Below are 26,308 nucleotides of genomic sequence, written 5' to 3'. Positions count from 1 at the left end.
CTTGATGCTCCATCGACTGAAGCGCCGAAACACGCTGTTCCAGTCTCCAAACACCTCCGGAAGATCACGCCAGGGAGAGCCAGTGCGCACGATCCAAAGTACGCCCTCCACAAACATCCGGTTGTCCCGTCCGGTCGAACCCTTCTGGTCAGGCCGGCCGATGATCAACGGCGCCATCCGCTCCCATGTCGCGTCGCTTAATACCAAGCGGTCCATCACACCCAAGGCGGCCTCCCCAAAAGCAGCCTTGAATCTGATTTGCGCCTAAAAGGGAATCCTTAGAGTCCACACCACCTAGCGTCTTCGCCACAATGCGCGAGCCAGCGGCTCGACCTCTCTCTACCCATCACCGCTTTGCAGCCGTCACACGTCAATTCAAGGAGGCCCTCAAGACTTGACGACGATAGATTTTTCTTGATCTCCCGGTGCACACGCGGCCTGCTATCTTTTTTCAAGACTTGAACTCTCGCTCCATCCATCATGGGCTGGTTTGCGCAAGCTCCAGCCAAATTGCGGCAGGTCGCCCCAAATTGCAGAAAATCAACGGGCGGGCACCGCTTACCATCACGGCTTCGCTGATCGACACACACAGTTCGTTCTTGTCCGGCTTAGCGCAATATCCGCAACAACGGCTATCAATCGTTGGCTTCGCTCAGCTCGTCGTTGCCGCACTTCGCTCGAAAGGTTTGTTTTCTGCGATGAACCTTGCCGCCAGCACGAGAGCGCCCATAGAGAACTCCTTGCCATGCGCGGCGATCATCCGCTCGGAAAGCTCGGCCAGCTCCTTGAAGTACTGATCTTTGCTGTCGGCTTCATTTAGCGATCGAGTAGACGTCATGGTACCCCTCCTAATGACAGCGGAAGACTTTCGCTCTGGCGCGGACCCGCTATTTGAAAATGTGGGAAGGAAACGTAATGATCGCCGCCTCCCCGTTATCCGAGCCGAATGCAAGATGCTGGCCATCGGCCGACCACCGAAGTGCGTGGACCGCGCCCCCGCCAGGTGGCTTGACGACCAGTTCGTCCGATTCCCCCATCTTGGCGACAACCACCATGCCGTCCCGGTACCCTGCTGCAATCAGCTGACCCTCGGGGTGAATATCTATTGCATCCACGAGTACGGGTCGGGCATGGCCTGTCGAAAGGCTGGCCGGCCGTTCGCTGTCGTCGCTCAGGCTGGAAATGTCCCACGCGATTATTCGATAAGCTCCGCTCGTGACAAGAACGCGGGAGTCCGTGCTCCACGCCAGGGATGAAGTGTTCCCAGGATAACTGGAAATCCGAACGGTCCGGGCATCGGCAAGGCGGACCAAGACGACGCCAGTCCCCTCGATAGACGCGGCCAACCAGCTTCCATCGGGACTCCACGCCAAATTGGAAATTGAGTCGAGCTCGAATGAGGCCACCGGCTCTGGTCGTGCCCCGAAGGCACGAACAAGCACGCAATCGTCGACTCCCATCGCAAAGCGCCGACCATCACTTGATACAGCCAGTGCCGATGCATTCCTGCCCGCGCGCTCCTGGAGCCAGCCGACTTCGCCATTGGGATCGTAAAATATGACCGATCCACCGGAAGCGGCCAGAATGCCCCCGGCCTGCACCGGGGCGACGAGATCGATTGCGGACCCATGGTCCGCGATCAGATGCGTGACGCCGGATGGCGACACGCCGAGCAGCCGGCTGCGCTCATTTGCGACAAAGCCCGACGACCCGATCGAGGCGAGATGAAGCGGTGCGTCGCTAATGACGACCTTCGTCAATGGGGGCACCGGTTTCCGCCGCGGCGAGATTGTGGCGCGGCCTCCGTCCAGCGCGATACGACAGCGATCCTGCGGCGGCTCGATATCGGTCAACGGAGCGATTGCCAGCGCGCCATCGGTGAGCGCAAATGCGACTGCGTCTCCAGCGAAGGCCGTACTGGTGACGGGCGCCCGCACCGTCCAGTGCCGCCCGAGCAAATCATAAAGCGTTGCAGTCTCTGCTTCCATCGTGTCCATCGAACGTCTCACCTGCCGGCGGCAATCCGCCTGTCAAGATCGTCAAGGCGTCGTTCCAGTACGGCGCATTGAGTGTCGCATGCTGCCATGCCGGCGGTTGCGCTTTTCAGGCGCGCCCGTGCTTCCTCAAGCGCCTGGGCGAGCGCATGCGAGGCGCCTGTCGTGGCAATCTCACGCTCAATCTCCTGAATCTCGAATTCCGCACCACCGCCAAGCTGGAAGTTCAGAAGATTGCGCGATTGAGCGGCCGATATCTCCTGAACGACAGCCAATCGTTCCTTCAGCACTTCGATCAGGATCGGAGGATCGTCACTCATGAGTCCGCCTCGATCTGAGTCAGGATCCGCTGCAGGCCTCCGACACTAGATACAAAGTGTTGCTGCGCGTCATTGATGTGAGATTGCAGCGAGTCCCACAGATCGACCCTTAGCAACCGCGCCGGATCGCCGGCCATCGTCTCGATGACCTGAAGGCCGAACTGGTGCCGTAAGCCGATTCCCTTCAAGACGAATTCCGAAAGCTCGCGTGCATGCGTTTCGACGAAGGGACGCAATAGCGGATGCGCACCGTAACTGATATCGCGCTTTGCGAGTTCGACCTCGATGAACACGATGAAATGCCTAACGAGCAGATTTTGGCTTTCGCCAAGCAGTTGCACCACGAAAGTGACATCGCGGTCTGCGCGTGCAAGGATCTGCGATGCGATTGTCACAGCGTTGGTCGCCCCCTCGCCGCCGCTCTGCTCTTTCCAGACAGCCGCCATGCCTCATCCCGCCTTCAGGTCCGGGAACGGTATTGGTGCAATTTTCGATACAGCGTCGCGCGCGAAAGCCCGAGCTTCTCGGCAGCGGCGGCAATGTTACCACCTGCATTCGCGACCGCCCTCTCGATGGTACGGCGTTCCACTTCGTCGAAACGCGCAATCTCATCGCCTCCTGATCCCGTCGAGCTCTGCCCCGCCTGCACGGACACCGAGGAGGGCTGAGCCGACGCCATTTCCACGAAATCCTCCGGCAAATCCCGGGGAGCGACGATGCCGGTGATCGTCATCAGCACGAGGTTCTCGACCAGATTGCGCAGTTCGCGAACATTCCCCGGCCAGCTATAGCGCCGCAGCAACTCCATCGTCGTTGCCTCGAAATGTAGCGGTTGGGTGCTGTAGGTCTCCGCAAACTGCCTGTTGAAATGATCGATCAGGATATCGACATCACCCAAACGCTCACGAAGTGGCGGTATGGTGAACTTGACGACACCGATCCGGAAGTACAGGTCCTTGCGAAAACGCCCCTCCGCCACTTCCTGCTTCAGATTCCGATTGGTCGACGCTACGAGCCGGACGTCCACAGGTCGCGCCTTGCTGTCACCAAGCCTGTACACCGCGCGCTCCTCCAGCACACGGAGCAGGTAAGGCTGCAAGTCCATCGGCATCTCGCCGATCTCGTCAAGGCTGAGCACGCCGCCATTGGCAAACTCAAACCGTCCGGGCCTGCCCTCGCGCGTCGCGCCGGTATAAGCGCCCGGCGCATGCCCGAACAATTCGCCGCCGAGAAGCTCCTTGGAGACCGCACCGCAATTGAAGGCAATGAATGGCTCCTTGCCCGTATTTTGGCTGGCGGCGTGAACCAGACGGGCGAAGAGTTCCTTGCCGACGCCCGTCTCACCCTCGAGCAGGATTGCCGTTCGTCCAAGCGCCGCCCGCTCAATCTTCTCGATCGTTTGCACCAGCGCGTCACTGCATCCAACAATCGCTTCCTTGGCCGAGACAAGTGCGGTGTGGGCTGCTGGCGACATCTGGGATCGGGCAAGCCTGGCGCGTGGCTTCGCCGCGAGCACAAGCATCGCGCCCTTCACCACGCCGTCGACCACCAACGGCTCGATCCGCTGCTCGCGCAGTTCCTCGGGCAGCCCTTTGGCGAGGTCTCTCGCCAAAAAGCCCTCGTCACTTGGGAGAAGCTGCTGCCCGATACTCAAGTCATGCGACTGCGCAATCCGGTGCCAGCGGACGGATGCCATGTCGTTGTGGTGAATGACCCGGCCGAACCGGTCGAGAATGACGACCCCGTCAGCACTATTCATTCCCGGCATTCGGGAAATGCTCGCCTCGAGAAGCCGTATTCTCTCGATGCGGACCTTTTCCGAGAGCGCCAGTTCGATGTGATGGGCCGCGACCACCGCCAGGGCCACATTGTGCCGATGAAAGATTGCCTGAGGTCCGGAAAAGTCTACGATGCCGATGATGCTGCGGTCTATCGGACTGCGAATGGGGCTACCGACACAAGTCCATGCCTTGATGCCCTCCGAGAAATGCTCGGCCGCATGGACATGAACCGGCTTTCCCGTGACCAGCGCTGTGCCAATGCCATTGGTGCCGGTGACCGCTTCGGCCCAGGCCGCGCCGGCTTCCAGGCGAATATCGTGCCCTGCATCAATGGTCCGCCGATCGCCCCCGACCTCCAGCACGACGCCGTTCCTGTCGGTGATGACGACCATCGTTGCGGCGTCACCAAGCACCTCGGCAATGCGGCGGAAAGTCTCGGCGCTCGAACCAAGCAGGTCATCGTTCTTCAAACGCAGCTCATAGAGATCATCCGGCGAGGCGAGGAGATTACTGCCCTTGCCACGAGCATCGACCCCGGACTTGACACTGCGTTGCCATGACTCCTCGATGAGACCGCGCACCGGAGCGTTTTCGCGCCTCAGGTCTCCGAAGGTCAGGAAATTTTCCCATGCCTTGTTGGTTTCGCCCTCATCGTATGGCCGCCCCTGCTCCGCGTCCGAAGCTTTGTAGCCTTCCAGGGAAAACGGCGGCTTGGCCATGAGCGTTTCCGTCAGCATTGGAGCACCATACGTCCGTTGGCAAACAGCAACCCGATCGGCAAACACAAGCTGAGCCGGAGCCCATCGGGATCACTTTCCCTACAGGCTCCGCTCACGCAGATCATTCGACGCTTCTGGAGATCGCGTCCAGGCCGAGGCGACCTGAGATGACCTGTTCAAGGTGGGCTTCCGACGTCTCGTCGGGCACACTCACTCCCTCAAGGTCGGCCAGGACCCTGTACAATTCGTCGTCTAGCGGCTCGAAGATCCCGTTCTCGCGTGTCGCCAGAGCGAAGTATCGCGATTGGCCGTTGCCGCGCAATTCGCCGACAAAATCGAGCTGCCGTCCCGATGCAAGATCGGCGATCACGACGCGACCGTTATGGCTGATCCGCACATAGGGCTCGGCCTCCTTTGGACGGGCCGGCGGCGTGGACCAGAGTTTGCTCGATGGCTGCGGTTGCGGAGGAGGCGTCGGATTGCGCAGCTGCTGCCAACGCCCGAGTGTCAGATGATTGGCGAGCGCGTTGATCGTGGTGCGGTTCTTCTGAAGGAAGTCCTTGGCCGCCACCTCTTCCCGGTGCGGACCGTCGCGCTTGGAGATGATGTAGACCATGTCCCTTTCCTCCCGCCCGGCTGATCGGATGAGCCTGGAGGCTTGTTACACTGCCTCCTTCGGCTCATGCCGGGACTTTCAAGATTGTAACCCGTTCCGGATCGTTGTCACGGTGCAATCAGTCATACGATCGCGAACGTCACGCCGTCGCCACCATCTGGCGCGTCACCCCCGCCTTGAAGACGTAACCGGACAGTGCGGCCCCCAGGCACGGCGCTACAAAATAGAGCCACACCTGTGACAGCGCATCGGAGCCAGCAAACAATGCAGGCCCCAGCGAGCGCGCCGGATTGACCGATGAGCCCGACACGGCAATGCCGGCAAGATGGATCGCGACCAACGTCAGACCGATCACCAACCCGGCATAGGCAGACGCCGCTCCGTTTTGCGTCGCACCAAGGATCACCGTCAGAAACAGGAAGGTTGCCGACGCTTCGAACACAAACGCGGATAAAACACCGTACTGGCCCCAGCCATTCTGGCCAAAGCCGTTCGCCGCAACATCGTAGCCTCCGACCTTGCCTTCGGCGATGAGGTACAGCACGGCTGCAGCCGCGATTCCTCCGACGAATTGCGCAACGATATAGCCGGAGAAATCCCGCGGCGACATCCGCCCGGCGACGAGCATCCCGAGGCTGACGGCCGGATTGAGATGAGCACCGGAGATATGTCCGATCGAATAGGCCATTGCGACCACGGTCAGGCCGAATGCGAACGCGACGCCCAGCAAGCCGACCTCAGCTCGCATGAAGATCACGGTCGCACAGCCAAAGAACACCAGCGCGAACGTACCGATAAATTCCGCAACATACTTCTGCATAGCTCCCCCTCCCTGGTGATGGATTCGATATCGAGGCCTCTGTCCCCCTGGTCGCGGCCAGCATCGTCTCCTGAGACGGTGCGGTGGAACGCGGACCGCGTGCACGTGCCTCATGCGCGGCCAAGCTTCTCCGCTCCGCCGCCCAATGCCGGCCCTTGTGTCGGATCGATGTACTCCGGCACATCGGCAATCAGGGTGTTGGTGGTCAGCACGAGCGTGGCGACGGAAGCGGCGTTTCGAAGTGCCGTATAGGTCACCCGGACGGGGTCGATGATGCCAGCCGACACCATGTCGATGAATACGCCGTTGGCGGCATCGAACCCGACCCCTGCCCGGGAACTCTGCAGATCGGCTATGACCGTCTCCGCATCATGGCCTGCGTTCCGGGCAATGAAAGCGGCGGGACGCGACAGGGTTTCGCGCACCAGCTTGATGCCCTCACCCAGATCGCCATTGATGTTGCCGAGTGTGCGCGTCACCACCGGCGCGCACTGCGCCAACGCCGTGCCGCCACCGGGCACGATGCCCTCCTCGACCGCGGCGCGGGCCGCGCTGAGCGCATCGTCGATCAACTGGATCGTCCGCTTCTGCTCGACGGGAGTGACGCCGCCTGCAAGGATCACGGCGGTCCCGCCCGACAGCTTCGCCAGCCGCTCCTTGAGCTTGTCCTGTTCGATGTTAGGCGGTGCCAGATCGTGCTGCTTGGCCACCTGCTGACGCCGCGCCGCAATCGCCGCATCGTCGCCGCCACCGCGAATGATCACCGTGTCCCGCGCGCTGGCCCGCACCTGCCGTGCGGTCCCGAGATCGGTCAGGCCGGTTTCTTCCAGTCTGCCGCCAAGCTCGCGCGCGATGACCCGTCCGCCGGTGATGATGGCGAGATCGTCCATCATTGCCTTGCGCCAATGACCATAATCAGGCGGATTGACCACCAGGATCTTGCCGCGATTGTCATCGCCGAGCAGCGTGACGACCACTTCCGGCGCAATCTCCTCGGCGACGATGACGAGCGGCCGCCCGGTCGCGGCAACGGTCGCGCGCACCGCCACCAGCTCGGCCGGCGTTTTGATCTTCAAGTCGGTCAGGAGGATGTACGGCTGATCGAGCACCACCTCCATCTTTTCGACATCCGTCACCATGTGGTGGGAGATGTAACCGCGATCGAACGACATGCCTTCGACGACTTCGAGCGTCGTGCTGGTCGTCAACCCGTAGTCGGAACTGATGATGCCATCCTTGCCGACGCGCTGGACCGCCTCCGCAATCAGACCGCCCAGATGGGCGTCGGTCGACGCAATCGTGGCCACCGCCTCCAGCGTCTTGCGGTCCGATACGACGATTGCCGAGCTCTTCAAAGCATCGACAACGACCTCGACGGCCCGGTCGATCCCTTTGCAGAGATCGACGGCCTTGGCGCCCCGCTCCAGTGCTGCAACGCCTCCCTGGATGAGGCCATTTGCAAGCACCATGGCGGTGGTCGTGCCGTCGCCGGCGACCTCGTTGGTCTGCATCGAGACCTCGCGCACCACCTGCGCACCCATGTTCTCGAAGCGATCAGGCAGTTCGATTTCGGAGGCAATGGTGACGCCATCGCGCGAGACGATGGGCGTGCCGATCGGCCTGTCGACCATCGCGTTCATGCCCTTGGGACCGAGGGTCGATTCGACCGCCGCTGCAAGCTTCTGGACCCCGCGCGCGAGAGCACGGCGGGCTTCGGTATGATGTAGTAATACTTTCGGCATTGGCTTCACTCCCAAGCGGTCGGATCTTGTTGTCTGATTGGGCGGACTTGCTGACCGCTCCGGTTCTTGGCGCTTCCGGGCAGCGCGCAAAACGCACTCCCACGCTTCTAGCTCCTCTAAGGTCAGGGGCTGCCCGATGAAGCAGCACAGCGGCTGCCACAGCCTCCGCACGGTGACGGCGTCCGTCCAGGATTGCCGTCGCTGAGTCCGCGATCGCGGACAGCAAGCAGGCCTCTGCACAATGAACTGTTGAACTCCATATTGATGCGCACTCCCCGCAGCCGCTGCAGATAAGACGCCAGTTCGTGCCGTTTGATGGGGGCCCCCTCGTAGGTGACAAACGTGCGATCCTCCGGGAGGCAGGCCAGGCCTGCTTCAATCAGAAGCTCGCGATAGCGGGGCTTCTGGCGCGCAACATCCGGCGAAGCGAACTCGACCTCGTCAAAGCTACGCAGACTCATCCGGCAGATCTCCGGATCCTCATAGCCCAGCCCCCGCAGGGCCAGTATCATGACCTCCTGGCGCCGCTCGAACGCCTTGCGGCGGAACTTATCCCGCAATTCGTCAAGCGAGCCTCCAGGCGCAAACTCCTTGAGTGCATCGGCAAACGACCTCCCTTCGCGGACACCAAGGTTGATCTGCTCCGCGACCATATGGTCCCGAAGCTGCGGCCGCGCCTCGCGAACCCACGACAGCGACGACACCGCCCGGCACATGTCGTCGGCCATGAGGAATGCAAAGTTCGCCGAACACCAATATGTCGGCAACCGAAAGACGATATCGACATCACCATCGTCGTCGACGGTGACATGCTCGACGAATCCGAGATCGGTCACCGACTCGTCGAGTTCGGGGTCTGTGACCAACGCGAGGCGCTGCCACACCTCGCTGGTCCTTCGGTCATGCTTCAAGAACGGCGCGTTCATGTGATGTCACCCCGCCGCGGCCGCGTAGGTACCTTTGGCAAGCTTCGCCTTCTGCGCCTCGACGTCCACGCCATAAAGCCGCGCAGCGTTGAGACCGAGGATCTTCTTCTTGGCCTGCGGCGTCAGATCGACACCGTGCTCCTGCTTTAGATCCTCCGGCAGCTCGAAGTTCCAGAACTTCTCGACCAGCCAGCGGGGCGTCCAGATGGCATAGTCGCTGCCGAACAGAATCTTGTCCTCGCCGACCCAAAACAGCAATTCGCTGATCACTTCCGCGAAATACCGGGGACGTCCGTGAATGAACGGAAGCGCGACCGCAAGGCCGCCATAGACGTTGGTCTCCTGCACGGCGATCCAGCAGAAATCGTCCAGTCTGGGCAACCCGCAATGCTCGATGATGAAATTCAAGCCCTGGAAGTCGGTCGCCGCATGATCGACGTCGTGAACATCGAATGCATCCTTGTCCAGCGGGATGATGGTCGGCCCCTTGTGGACGTGGATGTTCGTGATACCGAGCTTCTGGCAGAGCTCGAAGCAACGATAGGCGTTCGGATCGGTGAGCTTCCAGCCCCGCGACTCGCCCTTCCACTCGGCGGTGTAGAGCTTGACGCCCTTGATGCCGAACGTTTCTTTCATGTAGTGAATATATTCCAGCGCCCGCTCGCCGTCGCGCGGATCAAATGCGCCGTTGACGATGAAGCGGTCCTTGTACTTCTTCGCCATTTCGGCGTTGCGGTCGATGGTGTTGAATCCATTCTTGTAGAATTCCGTGAGGTAGGTCGACTGCACGATGGCCATGTCGTCCGGACCGTCGACGAACAGATCGCGGTACATCTGCTCTGCGCTGTACTTCTCGAACTGCTCTTTGGGCCATAGCTTGTCCTTTGGACTGAGCGAGCTGTGGTAGGCATAGAAGCAATCAATGAACTGCTTGCCGTGAATGTTGAGCTGGTTCGCCGGACTGCCGTCCCAAAAGTGGGTGTGACCGTCGATGACGAAGACTTCCTCGCCCGTGGGAGTTATGAACATGATTGTCTCCAGGAATTTGATTAGCTCTGTTCGATCAATCCACGCGTCGTAGCTGCGCGAACACCTTGGAAGCGGCGGGGCCACACCTTTGAGGATGCGGCCCCCAGTGAGTGAGCTTCACTCGATGTATTCGAAGACCTCGTCCATGTTCCCGAACAGCGTCACCGTATTGTCGTCGATGCGCACCATCCGGCCGTAATGGGTCGAGGTATTCACTTCGAATATCTCGGCCGTCATGTCCTTTCCGAGGATGTCGCTGATCTCGTCCATCTTGAAGATCAGCTTGCCCTCGCCGTCGATGCGGATCAGGGCCGGCTGGTAAGTCACGGTCACGTTCGGCTTCTTGCCCATGAATTCAGCGATGGCGCGCGCCTCGACGCTGTCGTTCATAGTGACGCCGCACTGATGGGAAATCGTCTGTTCGAAACGAAGATCTCCCATCTTCTGGAAGATGTTCTGGTTAGTCGCACTTCTTGAAGCAACGGACATTGCAGTCTACTCCTTGGGAAGGACGAGACCGAGCTCGCCGAGAATCTTCTTGATGCGCTCGACCGACTGCGCGCGGACGTCGGCGTACTGCACCGGCTTCGAATGTGGCTGCGACCAGATCGGCTGCAGTCCGGCGGCCGCCTTGCTTGCCAGCGCCACGTGCTTGTTCACCCAGCCCTGGAACAACTTCTTGTTGTGCGCGGCATACTGATTGTCGCTCACCAGCAGATGCATCAGATCGATCGTGTTGGCGAGATTGCGCTCATAGTCGGCCTCGGCCGCCGAAATCACCGTCGGCGTGATGAAATCACCGTTCGGCGAGCCGACCTGCATCAGGAAGCCGCTGCGGAACAGCTCGCCGACCAGCGGCTCGAACACGATGTTGGTGGCGAAGTACTGTTCGAGATAGTCGGCCGACCCCATGATCGACTCGATCGCTTCGCGGGTGCCCTGCCAGCCTTTGTCCTCCAACCACGCCCGCTTGCCTGCGGCGTCGTCGAAGCCCGGAATGTCCATTCCGATCTCGGCGAGATAGAGCGTAATGTCCTGGGCCAGACGAAGCTTGTAGGACGAGTTCGTCAGGGTCGCGTTGTTGATCATCTGGGTATAGCCGTAGCGCTGAGCCTGCATCAGCGACGTGCCGAGCCCGAACTCGGCATGTTTCCACGCGCCGAGATGGTTTTGCAGGATCTTGACCCAGGCCTTGTCGAAACCCTTCGGCGCGCCGGACTTGCGGCCGTTGGCGATCACCGATTGGACCATCGTCTCGATCTTGGACTGGCGCTGGTAGTGGGTGCGCTCCCACTCCTGGTCGGGCGCACGGAAGGCGTGCCAATTCGAGCTCAACGCGGCCGTGTTGTCCTTGGTGTAGGCCCCCTTCCCGTTGGGAAAAGAGATGATCCAGTCCTGCAGCAAATAGCGCTCAGGATCGGGCTGAACGTCTACGGTCACGTCCTCATAGTGCGTCGCCCGCTTGCTGCGTGGCTCGAAATACCGGTACTTGCGGCTGTCCGAATCCGGAAATACCGCAGCTCCTGCTGCACCGGATTTCGCTAGAACACTTTGAACGGCAGTCATGGTCGTCTTCCTCCTCCCTTGGTGGGCTCTACAAAAGGCACGCTCGCTAGTCGGAACTCTCAGTTGTTGGCTGGTGTGAACTTGTCGAAGAAGATGCGATCCGACTCGACGTCGTTCATCTGCAGCACTGGCACCAGCGCCTCGATCATCGGCGACGGTCCACAGGCATACACGTCGACGTCTTCGCCATATCCCGCGCTGCGAAGATGCGCTCCGACAGCTTCGTGCACGAAGCCCTTTGCTCCATCCCAGGCCGTGTCATCGGCCGCATGGGAGAGCACCGGAACGAAGTGGAACTCCGGATGCCTGGCGGCGAGCTCCGCGAAGCGATCGAGATAGAAAAGATCGTTGCGCGTCCGTGCTCCGTAGAAGAAGTGTACCGGGCGTTCTTCGCCAGACGCGATGTGATCATGCAGAATCGACCATAGCGGCGACATTCCCGATCCGCCGCCGACCAGGACTATGGCTCCGGTTCTGTTTTCTCGCCGGAAGCAGGTCCCGTAGGGTCCGCGGAGTCCGACCGCGGTTCCGACGGCGAGGTCTCCGTCGAGCCGGGAAGAGAAGCGTCCGTTCGGGTACTTCTTGATGATGAAGGCGAGCTTTTCGCCCTCGATCGGCGAATTTGCCATGGAAAACGAGCGCGTAATCGTCTCTGCCCCCGAGAGCGTGATGTCGACATATTGACCAGCCCAGAACTTCAGAGGTTGCTCGAGCGAAATCTCGAGAAGCCGGATGTCATGGGTCAGTGCGGAGACGCTCGTGACTGTGCCCGTGAAGTCCCTGACCGGGATCGATTTCGACAGCACCTCCTCGTCATAGTTGAGGAGCTCCACCTCGAGATCCGAATAGGCCAAGGTCCGGCACAGCAGGATGTAGTCCTGGCCTCGCTCCATCTCGTTGAGGGCGAACGTCGAATACTTCTTGAGTTCTACTTCGCCTCCGGTGAGAACGCATTTGCACGCCGAGCACTGCCCCTCCTTGCAACCATGAGGCAGTGCGATGCCCTGGCGGAATGCGGCGTCAAGAACGGTCTCGTTCTCCTCGACCTCGAATTCTATGCCTACCGGCTGCAGGCGAACGACATTAGCGGGCGTGCCCATAGGGCCTCCTCAAACCAAGGCTTGCGTATCTTCCGGAGATCGATCGGGAAGAGCCGGCCGGAGCCGGCTCCTTCCGTCTCGGTTAGTTGCAGGGATTGATGGTGAATCCCTTGCGGTACTCGGCGAGGTGCTTCTCCCGGTCGGCCGGGCTCATCTCCCGCAGCGTGAGCAGCGGGCTCTTCAGGATGTGGCCGCGGACGTCGTCGAGCGTCCACATTTCCTTCTCGTCGAAGCGCAGGTGCGGCTGGGCGACCAGGGTCTTGCCGTCCGTGCGCACGAAGCCGAGATCCTTGATGGCATCGGCGATATCCACGTTGTGGTAGACGCTTTCCCATTCGCGACGGCCGCTGAACCGTCCCATCGCCGGGGTCGGACGCCCCTGGTACTCGCCGGCGAAGGCTTCGACGGCCGTCCACCGATCGAGCTCATGGGCGAACGTGTAAAGCTTGCCGTCGATCTCGCCCGTGACCATGTCCTCGCGGATCAGGCAGGGCACCAGGCACGACCAGCAACGATGCGGATAGACGTAACCGACATCGCTGTTGAAGAGGATGTTGGTCTGTCCGCGGTGCGACAGCTTCTCGTACCATTTCCAGAAGTCGCCGAACTGCGCATACCAGCCAGGATACTTGTGCTCGAACCACTCGAAGTCCTTGTCGGTCTGGGCCTCGATGCGCCAGAAGTTGGCCGACCAACCGACCGCGAAGAACTGCGCGACCTTGTGGACGTAATGCTTCTCGGTCAGCCGCTTCCAGGCAGTCTGAACGTCGTCATGATGGATCTTGATGCCATACTTCTCGAGCGGCAGCATGTACGTGCGATAATAGTCCTCGAAGATCCAGCGGTGCCACATCTCCGCATAGGACTCCTTGGCCTTGTCGCGGTTCGTGGTGCCGTATTCGATGAAGGTTCCGATCGCCGCGTCGACGATGGCGTGGTTCTGCCAGAACGCATAGCGCATGTCGCGCTCCAGCAGCAGATGGTTCTCCGGCTCCTTCAGCATCGACATCAGCATCGAGTGGCCGTTGCCGATGTGCCGGCTCTCATCCGACTGAACTGACAGGAACACCGTCGGCAACGCATAGTCACCGTTGCGTGCGGCTTCCGACGGCATGGCGACGAACAACGTGTTGGTGAACGCGGTTTCGGCGACCACGGTCAGATACACGTTCGCAGAGGTGATTGCGTCCCCAGTGATGAAGCCCTCACCGAACTGCCTGCCGATCGTGGTGGCGTAGCACTTTCCGAACGCTTCCTCTGTGATGTCGAAGCCGGCCGGATCGATGTAATTCTCCATGTACCACTTCTTGAGATTCATCTGGATCGTCGAGTGACGGAACTCGTCGACCATCTGCATCGTGAAGCCGGTGCGAAGATCTTCACCCGGAGCAAGGCGGCCAACCATGGCCATGGATCGCGCTGCGGAGATTTCCGGGAACGGAATAATCGCCAGGAACAGCTTCATCCACTCGACCCAACGTGGCTCGACGTTGCGGAACATGTCGCCGCGCAGCGCAGCGTCGAGCGCACCGTAGACGCGGTTGTCCTTCTCCTCCTGCATCGGAAAATAGGAGCGGAGGACCTGCTTCATCGGATCCTTTGGCGCCTTCGCAATCTTGTAGTCCGTGGGAAAAGTCATCGCTTCCTGGACGTAGGAAGGGTTCCATCCGAGATCTGCAATCTTCTTTGCAGCATCACCGACGGATATGCCGCGCTGAGCGGTGATCTTGTTGAGTGTTAAAGTTCCAGACATCTCGTCTTTCCTCCTGATCGGGTCAGAAACCACATCGATATTCCGCCTGCCTGAGCCTTCGAGGACCGGGCAGTGCTTACCCGCGCGTTACGGGCCACCTCGCGACCGTTTGCACGGCCGGACGCTTGATATCGGCAAGGGTTTCGGGAACGACTGTGGTGCACCGCAACGATGATCAGGAGCGATCTTCCGAACCACGGTCCTTCGATCGCAATGCTTCATCCCGCACATCATGCGCCCTCAGCCAAGCGTCCCCTTCCCTCGTTCTTGTCGCGGCTCGCCCCAGACGGAGCAGTCGGCATTGTTGTGAGCAGGAGCTTTGCAATGGGCGTGCCAGCGCGTTGGAAGCACTGGCCAGCACGCTTTCAGAGGCGCTGATGCTGATATTGAGTGGACGGAGCCGTCACATCCGCCCGGCTTGCGGGTGAAGGAGATGCAGATTGCGACGGAAATTGCAGAATGAGAATCTCGACAATGCAAAAGCATCGGCGTGCGCAGCAATTTTTGCACCGCAAAAGCGAAGTGGCTTCGTCGGAAGCCGCAGCGACCGCACGTTGGATGCCGCGATGTTTCGGGATCTCGACCTGGATGGCTTTCTTGCCCGAACGCTTCCCCCACACGGTTGGACGAGCTAGCGGGAGGTGTCCGCAACGGCCGAGTGCTTCGTCTGCGCCGCCTTGGAGATCCAGCGGTCGCAATAGAGTGCGTAGCAGTCATGACCGCAGAAGGACAGCCCGGTGCTGAATTCCTTGAGATAGCTCGCGCCGATTGGCTCACAGCAAAGCATGCAGAGGGTTCTCGGGCGCAGCCTCATGCCGTTCACCAGAATGAACCTCATGTGACGCCTCTCAATGCGAAGAAACGATGTCACTGGCAATCGCCCCAAATCATCCGCGGAACCGCGAAGCATCTTGCAGTCGGCTCCCGGCGTTATTGAATCGATCAATGCGTGCTGCGATGGGTGCCTGCGCATAGTTCGTGCAACGGCCGTGCCAGATCATCCAGAGTCTCCCGACCACCGCTTCCTGAACAAAGTGATCGCCGGTGATCCTGGATGACCGCGCCGCCCCGACTTGAGAGCGACCGCGACGCAAATTGCGACAACGATATGCAAATTGAGACTCGCTGCGAACTTCCGTTGGTGTTTTTGCGATGCAAAATGAGCATCTGTTGGATGCCTGGAAGCCGATTTGATCGACTGGCTGCTTCCGCCCGGTCCTAAAAACCTCCTTCCTTCAAGCCATCTCCGGCCTACACAACCGAACGAGAGCTCCTTCGCTGTGACAGGTGGCCGGGCCCGTGAAATCCACCACGAGCAAATGCTCGCGGTGGACCACGTTCGACTTCACGGAATCAATACGGCGCGTCCATGAATCTTGCCGGCATTGAGATCATGCAAGGCCTTGTTTGCATCGGCGAGGCGATACTCGGCGGTCGCCAATTCAACCAGACCGCGGTCTGCGAGCGCCATCAACTCCGTCAGTTCGGCCCATGTGCCAACCAGATTGCCGATGATGTTCTTCTCGGTGATCACCATGTCGACGGTCGGAATGCGGATGTCCTCGCCATAGCCGACGACATAGTAGCTGCCCATCGAACGGGTTATCGCCAGCCCCCTGGATGTCGTGCCCTTTTCGCCGACGAAATCGATCACCGCCTCTGCGCCGTTTCCGCCAGTCAGAGCCAGAACGGCAGCCACTTCATCGCCGTCGGCTTTCACCAGATGGTCGGCACCTGACTTTTCGGCTAGCTTCAGCGACGCTTCGGACTTGTCGACGACGATAATATCGGCGGCGCACATTGCCTTGAGGCACTGGATTGCGATGTGGCCCAATCCACCTGCACCGATAACGACGCAAGACTCGCCGGGCAAAAGGTGACGCGTCGCCTTCTTGACGGCGCGATAGGCGGTGAGCCCCGCATCCGCGTAAGGCGCCACCTCCTTGGGGGCAAGCGTCCGTGGCAGCGGCACGATATTCCGCTCCGAGGTGCAGAGGAATTCTGCATAGCCGCCGTTGCAATCCAGACCAGGAAATGTGCCGGGGCCATGCATGTCGAAGCCGCGACGACAGGCGAGACACGTCCCTCCGGTGATCTTCGGATGAACGATGACGGGGTCTCCCTTTTTCAGTCCCTCGACTTCCTTGCCGACCTCCTCGACCCAACCTGCATTTTCGTGTCCCATGATGATGGGGAGGAGTTTGTCGCCGGACGGATCCATGTGCGGCTTCCAGACGCCTTCGATGATATGGAGATCGGTCCTGCATACGCCCGCGCCGCCGATTCGGACGATAACGTCGGTCGACTTCGCAAGCTTGGGATCAGGTACGTTTTCTTCGATGACCCAGCGGTCGTTGGACAGCTTCTCGTCATACGCTCTCAATACTTGGGCTCTCATGTTCTCCTCCGTCTGCCCAGCGAACCTTGCGCTCGCCGTCGCGGAGGCGCCTCAGCATTTTTTGTGCCAGCACAATTGCTATTGCAGCGCGACGCAGGACTCGGGGTGCCTGTCGGGAAACTTGCCCCGATCAAGATGGTGCCCGTCACGCCAATTGGATGACCCAACGCGATCGAACCTCCTTTGACGTTGATCTTGTTTCGATCGATCCGCAGGTCGCGGATGTACTTCTCCACGGCGACGGCGAACGCCTCGTTGACATCGAACAGGTCGATATCATCGAGAGTCAGTCCGGCCCTGGCGAGCACCTTGAGGGTTGCGGGAACAATATCCGCGGCCGGCGCGACAATCTGCACAGTGGGAAGCGCTTCGTAGCGCCCCATGCTCGCGCTGCCTGTCGTGAGATTTTTCTTGATCTCCGGGTGCACACGTCGTGCACACGCGGCCATCTAACCAACTGAAAATCTTGAACTCTCGCTCCAATCCATCATGGGCAAGTTTGAGCTAGCTACAGCCAAACAACGGCCATTCCAGCAAACTATAAGAAGCTTCGGGGCCTGTGTTCGGCGCGGCGTTGGGATCGGCTGTCCAGTGGGCCAATTGACGAACGCAACCGGAGCGGCGACCTGCTACTTGCAGCCGCGGCAAATCGTGAGCTTGCCCTTTAGTTTGTCATCTTCCGTGGGATCGACCGATTGCTGCCCAGAGACACGATCCGCTTCTTGACCACGCTTGGACTGCTTTGCCGGGTGCGACCTGACGGGTCGCGTCGTCCGGCTTGACGCGTCATTGTCGTCGACAATGCCGACGCTAAAGCCATCGTAATCGGTGCCCGGCTTGGCCAACGGCCGCTGCCTGTCGATCACCGGTCCTGGCGAAACGTCGTCGGACGCCGACGGCGTGTCCTTGACAGTGGCAGATGGTGGGGCGCCCGCGCCGGATGCCAGTGGCGGCGCATCTTTTGCGGCTCGGGGTGGAACCGAACCCCTGGCGGTCTCCGCCGGCGGCGGAACGACATCCGTCGCCGGTGACGACCCAACATTGCTCTTTGCTGATGGCGTGGGACGTTTGCCAGCCGCTCGCGGCGGCGACACGCTGGGTGCCGCCATCGGCGGCCAAACACTGTTGGTGGCGGCCGGAGGTGCCGCCTCCTGTTCACTCAACGGCGGCGGCGGAGCAAGCGAAAGCGGCTGAGCCAGCGACGTCTGACATCTCGCGCTGTCGTGGAACCAAACACTCGCGGCCAACAAGCCAAGGGCAAACAGCGCAGCGCTTTTCATCGGCGTTCTGCAAATCACTTTGACTGAAAGAATTGATCGCGTGACTTCCCTCGCCACGCTTCGGCAAAAACATCCACGCCTGACATGGCGATCAAAATTGACGGAAATGGGGAGTCGTGGGCGGAGACAAGCGCGCTTCGGTCCGCTTGTGGCCTTTCGGCAACCCTCGTTATCAGCCCCTTGGGGGTCCTCGGAAGTCCATGCGGGCCGACGGGATGTCCCTGTGGTCTCGCAGTCGTGACGATCATCAGCGCTTCCGGTGCGCAACGCGCTGTACCTCCGGCACAGTCATCGCCATACCTTCGTATAGCTCCTTTCATCCATTTTCATGGCTTGGGCTTACGCTCGTACAATTGAGCGACCGCGGAGGATTCTTATACTTGCGGCTACTCCGACCGGACGCGCAAACGTCTGCAAGAGCGCGAGCCGGACACCAAGCAAACAAGTGTTGCCGGAATGGCTCTTCGAGGACCACACATGAACGTCTTCATTCAGAAGCTCAACGGCCTGTGGCACCTCGTCGTCGGGTCGTGCAAGATCCGAACACCGTTCCTTGAGACCTAGGACCGGGAGTTGTTTGTTGCTTACGCCAGGCGTGTCTATCCCGGCGCCAAGATCTTCGAACGCGACTGACTCTCGCATGAGAGACGGCGATCGTGGCCCGCAACTGCGAGGGTGCGCCTCCTCCCCGCGCCTTTCGAATGCGGATGCCCCTAAAGCGCGATGAGATTGGGATCAATCATCATCGCGCTTTAGCTTCTTGCTTGGTCTCCACCGTGAACTTTGGATCACCTCACGTGCATCAACAGCACGCGCCTTAAGGATCGATCAGGACGCCCGGGTTGAGCATGCCGCGGGGATCCAGTTCACGCTTGGCGGCCCGCAACGCGGCGGCAAAAAGCGGTGGCCGCTGCCGGTCGTACCAGGGCCGATGATCGCGGCCAACCGCATGGTGATGCGTGATGGTGCCGCCTGCCGCGATCAGCGCGTCGCTCGCCGCGTCCTTGATGGCCTGCCACTGCGCGAGCAGCGCACCGTGCCGACCGCGCGCGTGGAAGGAGAAGTAGGGCGCGGGCCCGTCCGGGTAGACGTGGGTGAAGCGACAGGTGACTTCACCCTTCACCCCGGTCGCTTGCAGAATCGCGCGTTCGGTTGCTGCCTTGACCTGATCGTGGAAGCTTTCGAACCGGTTCCAGGTGATGGCAGTCTCGAACGTATCGTTGATAAGGGCAGCGGGCGTCAGGAATTCGCGCGCATAGGGCATGCGAATGAACGCGTTGCGCCAGATGCCTGCCGCGCCTTCGAGATGCGCGTCGCCGGTCTCTGCGGGCTCTGGTGTCCCGCGGTGGTCGGCGCAGCATTCGAGCGCACGCTTGAACCAGGCGTCCAGGGGATGATCGCCCGATTCGAATGCCAGCACCATGATGGCGGAGCTGCCGTCGGCCGCACCGGTGTTGAACGCCTCCTGCGGGTCCAGGATGCGGCAATTGGAGGGATAGAGGCCGGCTTGCGCGACCGCACGCACCGCGCGCGCGGCATCGAAGAAAGTGCGAAAGCGAACCGATGCGCCGGCGCGGAATTTTGGACGCGGCTGCAATCGCATCCATGCGCGCGAGATCACGCCTAAAATTCCTTCCGAGCCGATGAACATGCGGTCGGGAGAAGGCCCCGCACCCGAACCGGGAAGCCGGCGCGTCTCCACGACGCCAACCGGCGTCACGACACGCAGGCTTTCGACGAAATCGTCGATATGGGTGTAGAGACTGGCGAAGTGGCCGCCCGATCGCGTCGCGATCCAGCCGCCCAGGGTCGAATATTCAAAACTCTGCGGAAAATGCCGCAACGTGACCCCGTGCGGCTTGAGCTGGTTTTCCAGCGATGGGCCATAGGTGCCGGCGTCGATCAATGCGGCGCGCGAGACCGGATCGACCTCGACGACCTTGGAGAGATTGCGCAGGTCGAGCGTGACGGCCGCCTTGTGCTTGATGCCATCGGCCTGCGGCTCGACGCCACCGCATACGCTCGATCCGCCTCCGAACGGCGTCAGCGAAGCGCCGACGGACCCCGCCCAGTCCATGACAGCCGATATCTCCGACTCGTTGCGTGGATAGGCCACGACATCGGGCGCGCAATCGTAGTCGCCGAGCATGGCCCTGACGTAATCCGGATAGGACTTGCCGTAAGTGTGCGCGGCGCGGTCGTAGCGTTCGGTGGTGCAGAACGGCGTAAGCGAACCTGGCGGCACCACGCGCGGCTCCCGCAAGGACAGCTCTTCAAGGCCGGGAACAGTGACCGTGTCGAATTCGACGGCACCAAACTTGGCATGGTGACGGCCGAGGACAAACGCCTGCTCATCCGCGCTCATGCCTTCGCCTTCCCGTCCCCAGCCGTAATGTTTCAGCCTTGTGCCGGTCATGAGCGTTCCCCGTGTTTCGTTTCGAGAGTTTCTTGAATCGAAGAACAAGATACACTCTGAACGAAAGCGCTGCAGAGTGAGCTCGTTCGATCGGAACAATACGCTTTCGAGCGGGAGCATGAAAGACGGCGGCGGGGGGCAGTTTCTTCAGCAAACGGCGCCGCAGCAGCCGCGGCACTCGGCTCAGTCTTACCCGCATGGGGTACGACCAAATGCCAGGCCGCCGTATTCCGCGCGGGTGGAGATCATGCGACAATTTCGAGAGAGCCTTGGCTTGCTGAAAGACCGGTGGAGTCTGCTTCGGAAGGTGCGCATTTGGTCTCCGAAAGTGACCTCGAGCTTGCTCTTGATTTCGTCCGGGCTCGGGCCGCCGGACCGGCCGAGGGCATTTTTGGTCCAGGCTCGATAACCTGGCGGATCGACCGGGAAGCCATCACCTTTTTGGGCGCCGGCCGCGCCTTGCTGCTTCAGCTGGCGCATCCCTGGGTCGCCGCCGCCGTGGCCGAGCACTCGCGGACCTTCGCGGATCCGATCGGTCGCTTCCATCGAACCTTTGACGTTGTGTTTACGATGGTGTTCGGCTCGCTCGATGCGGCCCTTACCGCTGCCCGGCACCTGCACCACCGCCATACCATGATCGTCGGCCGCCTGCCCGAAGCAATCGGTCCGTTCGAGAGCGGCTCGCCCTACCGCGCCAACGAGGTCGCAGCGTTGCGCTGGGTTCACGCTACACTCGTCGACACCGCTCTGGCCGTCCACGACCTGATCCTGCCTCCGTTCTCGGTCGAAGAGCGCGAGCGCTATTGGGCCGAAAGTAGGCTGCTTGGGGCATTGTACGGGCTGACGTCGAGCGACTTGCCGGCTGATTGGGATTCATTCGCGGCCTACACCGCCGCGATGATGCAATCGGATACATTGTCCGTCAGCACCGCCGCGCGCGAGGTGGCCCGACAGATCTTCGCCGGTGGACGGCCATGGTTGCGGCCGCCGCGCTGGTATCAAACCCTGAGTGCCGAGTTGCTGCCGGACCGTTTGCGCACCGGCTTCGGATTTGTCTTTGACGAACGCGACAGGAAGGCCGCAGAGCGTGCCGTTGCGCGGATACGACGCATCTATCCCAAAATACCGACCCAGCTTCGCTACGTCGGCCCCTACCAGGAAGCTCAAGCCCGACTGCTGGGAGCGCCGCAGCTGGGCTGGACAACCCGATGCCTGAACAGGGCCTGGATAGGACGACCGCGGTTGGATGACCGCTGGAACAGGTGAAGCTGTCCCGGGCAGCCGCGGCCGTTCGGATGCGGCCGACCACCGCCTGCGGCGATCCCAATCTCACCAGATCGAGAACGGACTCCTCGTCGGCGAGCCCCAATAGAGCTGGCGATCGCCCGGACGCTCGTAGCCGTACGCGACCGGTGGACGGCGCTTTCGGAACTTGATGCCGCCTTGCGGCTGGTCGCTCAACACGATCACGAAGCGTGGCTGCACCGCTCATGGCCTTGCCCGGCCCCTTTGGAGTACCAAAATTTGGGCCCATCCTCTTGAACGGATCCCCTTCTTCATAAGTCGAATTCGCCCCAGGGCCGGTTTCCGGCTGCTATCCTGTGACGGCTAATCCCTCAAGGAGGATATGCAAGCAGTTCCGTCCACTGAATGAGCGCATGCCCGTGCACCGCACGTATGCCGAATGGGCGGCTTAGCGCGAGACGGAGAAGATCATTTCAGGGAGAAGGAGGTTCGCATCATGGTTGCCAAAGACGTGAAATTCTCCACAGAGGCGCGCGAAAAGATGCTGCGCGGCATCGATGTTCTGGCCAGCGCCGTGAAGGTCACGCTCGGTCCCAAGGGGCGCAACGTCGTTCTTGACAGGTCGTTCGGTGCGCCGCGCATCACCAAGGACGGAGTCACCGTCGCGAAAGAGATCGAGCTGGAGGACAAGTTCGAGAATATGGGTGCGCAGATGGTGCGCGAGGTCGCCTCGAAGACGAGCGACGTCGCGGGTGACGGCACCACAACAGCGACCGTGCTGGCGGAGGCCATCGTCAAGGAAGGCACCAAATCGGTCGTCGCAGGCATGAACCCGATGGATCTGAAGCGCGGCATCGACCTTGCCGTGGACGCGATCGTTCACGACCTCAAGAGCCACGCCAGGAAGGTCACCGCCAACGAAGAAATCGCCCAGGTCGCCACCATCTCCGCCAATGGCGACGCTGAGATCGGCAAGTTTTTGGCCGATGCCATGAAGAGGGTCGGCAATGAGGGCGTCATCACGGTGGAAGAGGCCAAGAGCCTCAACACTGAGCTCGAGGTGGTCGAGGGCATGCAGTTCGACCGCGGCTATGTCTCGCCCTATTTTGTTACCAATCCCGAAAAGATGCGGGTCGAGCTCGAGGACGCCTATATCCTGATCCACGAGAAAAAACTGTCTGTGCTGCAGAGCCTGCTGCCGCTGCTCGAAGTCGTGGCGCAATCGGGCAAACCGCTTCTGATCGTCGCCGAGGATGTCGAGGGTGAGGCGCTGGCGACCCTTGTCGTTAACAAGCTGCGCGGCGGCCTAAGGGTCGCTGCCGTCAAGGCGCCGGGATTTGGCGATCGGCGCAGGGCGATGCTGGAAGACATCGCGGTGCTGACCGCCGGCACGATGATCGCCGAAGATCTCGGCATCAAGCTCGAGAACGTCATGCTCAACATGCTTGGGCGCGCCAAGAAGATCGTGGTCGAGAAGGAGAGCACGACCATCGTCAACGGTGCCGGCGCGAAAAAAGACATCGAAGGCCGTATCACGCAGATCAAGGCGCAGATCGAGGAGACCACCTCAGATTACGACCGCGAGAAGCTGAAGCAACGCCTGGCAAAACTCGCGGGTGGTGTCGCGGTGATCCGCGTCGGCGGCGCGACCGAAATCGAGGTGAAGGAGCGCAAGGACCGTGTCGACGACGCACTGCATGCGACCCGCGCGGCGGTGGAAGAAGGCATCCTGCCCGGCGGCGGGGTGGCGCGGCTCAGGGCGCAGAAGGCGCTCAAGGGCATCAAGACCGCCAGCTCTGACCAGAAGGCGGGCATCGACAACGTGCGCCGCGCGCTCCAGGCGCCGGCGCGCCAGATCGTGGAGAATGCGGGCGAGGACGATTCGCAGGTAGTCGCAAGATTGCTCGAGAACGAGAACTGCAACTGGGGCTTCAATGCTGCAACTGGCGAATATCAGGATCTGGTCAAGGCCGGCGTGATCGATCCCGCAAAGGTCGTCCGCACCGCGCTGAAGGATGGCGCCTCGATTGCTTCGCTTCTGGTCACGACCGAAGCCCTCGTCGCCGAAAAGCCGAAGAAGCAAGAAACACACGCGCCAGCTGCGTCGCCGATGGATTTCTGATGAGCGCGCCCGATCGCCTTAACACCGGGCGTTCCATCATTGATGGTCACGGCGGCATATCGACGAGTCGGCCTGCTCCCGACGAAGCCGTTCAAGCCCTCGTGGACGCGGGTGCTTCTGGCTGCAAGAACGCACAGAACCCGCAGACTGCGCACCATTGAGCGCCGGACTGGCTTTAGCTGCCAATCACACGCCGGATTCTCGCCAGTGCCTGATCGAGGTCCGCTGCATTCGTGCAAATCCCGAAACCGAAGCGAAGGCGGTCGCCGCGGTGATCGCAGTGCACATGGACTTCGGCAAGTTTTGCCTCAATCTCGCCTGCACGCCGCGTCCGGAAGGTCAGAAAATTGCCGCGCTCGGCCTTAGCACCCCATGGCGTAATCAAATCTGCAAACCGCAATCCCTCAATGTGCTGAAGCGCAAGCCCCTCGATGAATAACGTCATCAATGCCTGCGCGTGACGGTGGATTTGCTCAGCAGTCAAGCTCTCACGGGCAAGCCAATCGAATACGGCGACAAGCCGGTAGAGACCCGAGGGATCGAAGGTCGCCCCCAGGAAACGGCCGGCATCCCGAGGATACCCGACTGATTTCCCCGGAAGCGCTGCAAGCGAGCCGAAATCGGCGAACCAGCCTGTGTCCCGGGGTCTTGGCCCGTAGCCAGGCGGGCAATGCAGGAAGCAGCATCCCTCCCCTGCCATCGCATATTTGTAACCGCCTGCGAGATAAAAGGCGCGGCCCGCGATCTCAGACAGATCGGTCGGACGGGCCATAAAGCCGTGATAGCCGTCGATTACGATGAAAGTATCGCGCGAAGGTACCGCCTCGACCAGGGTCTTGAGATTTCCCGACGTTGCTGACGAGGTGAAAAACACCTGGCTTACAAAGACAAGGTCATGTTCGCCGTTCCCGCATGCCGCATGAAAGCGTTCAGCAAAGGTCTCGAATGGCTCGGCGGATATGCGCGTGACAGCAACCAATCCATCCTCCTCCAGGCGGTCGAGCTGACGCCGTGCGGTATGGAACTCGGCGTCGCTCGTCAGGATACGAATGGGCCGATCCGACGGAAAGCAAGACAACAACCTGCGCAGGAATTCGTGCGTGTTAGGCGCAACGGCGATGGTCGATGGGTCGGGTAGTTGGAGGTGCTTGGCGATCCCGGCCTGGACCCGCGGGATCAGCTCACCGAACACCAAGCCCCATTTTTCGCCGGCGAGCCGCGCCGCATCGTGCCAGCACTGCTCTTGCGCGGCGAGTGTCACGTCGGGCCAGTCGTGGTGGCTGTGCGCCGCGAGGTTGATCCGCTCAGGCGCCGCGGCGCGAAACTTGGCAAAATGAGCGGTAAGATCGAGCATGGTCATGACGCGTACACGAACCTCATCTGCTCCAGGATCGGGGCCGGGAGCTCAGGCACAGCTGAACGCGGAATGAGGAAAGTGGACAGTCGGAACAGGTCAGAGAACATGCGATGTCGCTCGGCCGTCATCCGAAGATAGGCGTGACCCGAGGAGCCGCCAGTACCGATCTTCAAACCGATCATGCGCTCCACCATGAGTGCATGCCGATATCGCCACAGAGTTAGGGTTTCGTCGATGTCCATGAGCACAGTCAAAAGACGGAACGCCGGTTGCACGGCAGGCTTGTCACGATAGAGAGTGATGAAAAGGGCAGCCTGAACTGATTGCGGCAACAGCCGCCAACTACCCCCCTCATCTGTTTCCGAGAAAATTTCCGAGAACGACGCAATCGCCCGCTCGATATTCTTCAGTTCGCGATCGCGCTTTTCCGGCGGGATCGCAGGATCCGCGCGCACCAGCTCAGCATCGCGAGCCAGATGTTTTTCCACCGCAGCGCGATAGGCCTCGCGGAATGTCTCCCCTCCCCAGTCAAGAAATGGCGTTCGCGCAAGCCAACGATTGAGCAAGTCAAATAACGATGGCCGAACGCCGGCGGCTCGAAGGGCATCCCGATCCGATTGGGAAAGACGCTCATCGATCGCCTTTTCATCAAATGGAATGCGCGTTTCAGGCGGCAAGCCAAGCCGCGTCTCGATCAGCCGAAACTGCAGGGACTGGAAACCCGAAGCCGGCATCAGCAGGTCGCGAAAGTCCAGGAAGTCAAATGGCGTCATGGTTTCCAGCACGTCAAGCTGGGCCACGACAAGCTTGAGGATTTCATGGACACGATTGAGCCCGTGTACGATACGGGCCATGGCATCATCAGTGACCGGGATCGCGCCAAAGTCTGCCTCAACCCGGTCGAGCTCATGCAAAATCTGCTTGAACCACAGCTCGTAGGCCTGGTGGACGATGATGAATAGCATCTCGTCATGGGCGTTGATGCCGATTCTGGCACTTTCGGGCTCTTGCGATGACAGGAGGCGGTCGAGCCGCAGGTAATCGCCATAGTAGACCGGTACGCGCATCGCTGATCTCCATCGAAATGACGGACGACACCAACTCTTGCGCGGCATCATCCTCTC

At 60.7% G+C, this 26,308-nt stretch carries 24 protein-coding genes and 1 pseudogene; 3 read left to right on the top strand and 22 right to left on the bottom strand.

Annotated features, from left to right (window positions below):
* The 18 genes and pseudogenes from J6525_RS21105 to J6525_RS21020 all read right to left on the bottom strand — a co-directional run.
* A partial coding sequence (locus J6525_RS21105) for a transposase (protein ID WP_225646142.1) occupies positions 1 to 216 on the bottom strand: 216 nt, incomplete at its 3' end.
* 436 nt (positions 217 to 652) lie between these two features.
* Positions 653 to 838 carry a hypothetical protein gene (locus J6525_RS21100; RefSeq protein ID WP_028345431.1) on the bottom strand — a complete coding sequence of 62 codons (186 nt, stop codon included), beginning with the start codon at positions 836 to 838 and terminating at the stop codon, positions 653 to 655.
* Between the two features lie 49 nt (positions 839 to 887).
* Entirely contained in the window at positions 888 to 1,997 is a 1,110-nt protein-coding gene (locus J6525_RS21095; RefSeq protein ID WP_225646135.1) for a WD40 repeat domain-containing protein, read from the bottom strand.
* 8 nt (positions 1,998 to 2,005) lie between these two features.
* A complete protein-coding gene (locus J6525_RS21090) occupies positions 2,006 to 2,314 on the bottom strand; it encodes a hypothetical protein (protein ID WP_225646134.1) in 309 nt (102 codons plus the stop codon).
* Positions 2,311 to 2,760, bottom strand: coding sequence for a hypothetical protein (locus tag J6525_RS21085; protein WP_225646133.1), 450 nt, complete (start codon positions 2,758 to 2,760; stop codon positions 2,311 to 2,313). The genes J6525_RS21090 and J6525_RS21085 overlap by 4 nt, the downstream gene beginning before the upstream one ends.
* Positions 2,761 to 2,774: 14 nt before the next feature.
* A complete protein-coding gene (locus J6525_RS21080) occupies positions 2,775 to 4,814 on the bottom strand; it encodes a sigma-54-dependent Fis family transcriptional regulator (RefSeq protein WP_225646132.1) in 2,040 nt (679 codons plus the stop codon).
* A gap of 121 nt (positions 4,815 to 4,935) precedes the next feature.
* Positions 4,936 to 5,430: a hypothetical protein gene (locus J6525_RS21075; protein ID WP_225646131.1), complete on the bottom strand. Its 495-nt coding sequence runs from the start codon at positions 5,428 to 5,430 to the stop codon at positions 4,936 to 4,938.
* 139 nt (positions 5,431 to 5,569) lie between these two features.
* Complete coding sequence (locus tag J6525_RS21070) at positions 5,570 to 6,250, bottom strand: MIP family channel protein (protein WP_225646130.1); 681 nt, start codon at positions 6,248 to 6,250, stop codon at positions 5,570 to 5,572.
* A 110-nt stretch (positions 6,251 to 6,360) separates the two neighbouring features.
* Complete coding sequence (locus J6525_RS21065; protein WP_225646141.1) at positions 6,361 to 7,992, bottom strand: molecular chaperone GroEL; 1,632 nt, start codon at positions 7,990 to 7,992, stop codon at positions 6,361 to 6,363.
* Between the two features lie 122 nt (positions 7,993 to 8,114).
* Positions 8,115 to 8,918, bottom strand: a complete 804-nt coding sequence (locus J6525_RS21060; protein ID WP_225646129.1) for an iron-sulfur cluster assembly protein — start codon at positions 8,916 to 8,918, stop codon at positions 8,115 to 8,117.
* 6 nt (positions 8,919 to 8,924) lie between these two features.
* Positions 8,925 to 9,947, bottom strand: a complete 1,023-nt coding sequence (locus J6525_RS21055) for an amidohydrolase family protein (protein WP_225646128.1) — start codon at positions 9,945 to 9,947, stop codon at positions 8,925 to 8,927.
* Between the two features lie 117 nt (positions 9,948 to 10,064).
* Positions 10,065 to 10,436: an MmoB/DmpM family protein gene (locus J6525_RS21050; RefSeq protein ID WP_028345441.1), complete on the bottom strand. Its 372-nt coding sequence runs from the start codon at positions 10,434 to 10,436 to the stop codon at positions 10,065 to 10,067.
* Positions 10,437 to 10,442: 6 nt separating this feature from the next.
* The gene (locus J6525_RS21045) at positions 10,443 to 11,513 is read right to left on the bottom strand and encodes an aromatic/alkene monooxygenase hydroxylase subunit beta (RefSeq protein ID WP_225646127.1); all 1,071 of its coding nucleotides are present in this window, start codon (positions 11,511 to 11,513) and stop codon (positions 10,443 to 10,445) included.
* 59 nt (positions 11,514 to 11,572) lie between these two features.
* Positions 11,573 to 12,613, bottom strand: coding sequence for a 2Fe-2S iron-sulfur cluster-binding protein (locus J6525_RS21040; RefSeq protein WP_225646126.1), 1,041 nt, complete (start codon positions 12,611 to 12,613; stop codon positions 11,573 to 11,575).
* A gap of 82 nt (positions 12,614 to 12,695) precedes the next feature.
* Complete coding sequence (locus J6525_RS21035; RefSeq protein WP_225646125.1) at positions 12,696 to 14,366, bottom strand: aromatic/alkene/methane monooxygenase hydroxylase/oxygenase subunit alpha; 1,671 nt, start codon at positions 14,364 to 14,366, stop codon at positions 12,696 to 12,698.
* A 631-nt stretch (positions 14,367 to 14,997) separates the two neighbouring features.
* The gene (locus tag J6525_RS21030; RefSeq protein ID WP_225646124.1) at positions 14,998 to 15,204 is read right to left on the bottom strand and encodes a hypothetical protein; all 207 of its coding nucleotides are present in this window, start codon (positions 15,202 to 15,204) and stop codon (positions 14,998 to 15,000) included.
* Between the two features lie 507 nt (positions 15,205 to 15,711).
* Positions 15,712 to 16,764 (bottom strand): NAD(P)-dependent alcohol dehydrogenase, encoded by a 1,053-nt coding sequence (locus J6525_RS21025; RefSeq protein WP_225646123.1) that lies wholly within the window; start codon positions 16,762 to 16,764, stop codon positions 15,712 to 15,714.
* Positions 16,765 to 16,889: 125 nt separating this feature from the next.
* A pseudogene (locus J6525_RS21020) lies at positions 16,890 to 17,090 on the bottom strand (acetyl-CoA C-acyltransferase); the annotation flags it as partial.
* Between the two features lie 511 nt (positions 17,091 to 17,601).
* Between J6525_RS21020 and J6525_RS21015 the strand changes: the two are divergent.
* Complete coding sequence (locus J6525_RS21015) at positions 17,602 to 17,958, top strand: hypothetical protein (RefSeq protein ID WP_225646122.1); 357 nt, start codon at positions 17,602 to 17,604, stop codon at positions 17,956 to 17,958.
* Between the two features lie 903 nt (positions 17,959 to 18,861).
* On the opposite strand, the gene J6525_RS21010 is transcribed toward J6525_RS21015, so the two are convergent.
* Positions 18,862 to 20,460, bottom strand: coding sequence for an FAD-binding oxidoreductase (locus J6525_RS21010; RefSeq protein WP_225646121.1), 1,599 nt, complete (start codon positions 20,458 to 20,460; stop codon positions 18,862 to 18,864).
* A 315-nt stretch (positions 20,461 to 20,775) separates the two neighbouring features.
* Between J6525_RS21010 and J6525_RS21005 the strand changes: the two genes are divergently transcribed.
* A complete protein-coding gene (locus J6525_RS21005) occupies positions 20,776 to 21,726 on the top strand; it encodes an oxygenase MpaB family protein (protein WP_225646120.1) in 951 nt (316 codons plus the stop codon).
* 63 nt (positions 21,727 to 21,789) lie between these two features.
* Here J6525_RS21005 and J6525_RS21000 read toward each other — a convergent pair whose 3' ends face one another.
* On the bottom strand, positions 21,790 to 21,945 hold the full coding sequence (locus J6525_RS21000; protein ID WP_225646119.1) for a hypothetical protein: 156 nt from the start codon (positions 21,943 to 21,945) through the stop codon (positions 21,790 to 21,792).
* Positions 21,946 to 22,201: 256 nt separating this feature from the next.
* On the opposite strand from J6525_RS21000, the gene groL reads away from it, so the two are divergent.
* Entirely contained in the window at positions 22,202 to 23,827 is a 1,626-nt protein-coding gene (gene groL, locus J6525_RS20995; RefSeq protein ID WP_225646118.1) for a chaperonin GroEL, read from the top strand.
* A 175-nt stretch (positions 23,828 to 24,002) separates the two neighbouring features.
* On the opposite strand, the gene J6525_RS20990 is transcribed toward groL, so the two are convergent.
* Together J6525_RS20990 and J6525_RS20985 are read right to left on the bottom strand one after the other, a co-directional pair.
* Entirely contained in the window at positions 24,003 to 25,187 is a 1,185-nt protein-coding gene (locus tag J6525_RS20990; RefSeq protein ID WP_225646117.1) for an aminotransferase class V-fold PLP-dependent enzyme, read from the bottom strand.
* Positions 25,184 to 26,251, bottom strand: a complete 1,068-nt coding sequence (locus J6525_RS20985; protein ID WP_225646116.1) for a tryptophan 2,3-dioxygenase family protein — start codon at positions 26,249 to 26,251, stop codon at positions 25,184 to 25,186. Before J6525_RS20985 ends, J6525_RS20990 begins: the two co-directional genes overlap by 4 nt.
* Positions 26,252 to 26,308: the final 57 nt, after the last annotated feature.

The sequence above is a fragment of the Bradyrhizobium australafricanum genome, assembly GCF_020329495.1.
Taxonomy (GTDB): Bacteria; Pseudomonadota; Alphaproteobacteria; order Rhizobiales; family Xanthobacteraceae; genus Bradyrhizobium; species Bradyrhizobium australafricanum.
Note: the sequence above shows the minus strand (reverse complement) of the source record. Positions and strands in the feature narration are given on the sequence as shown.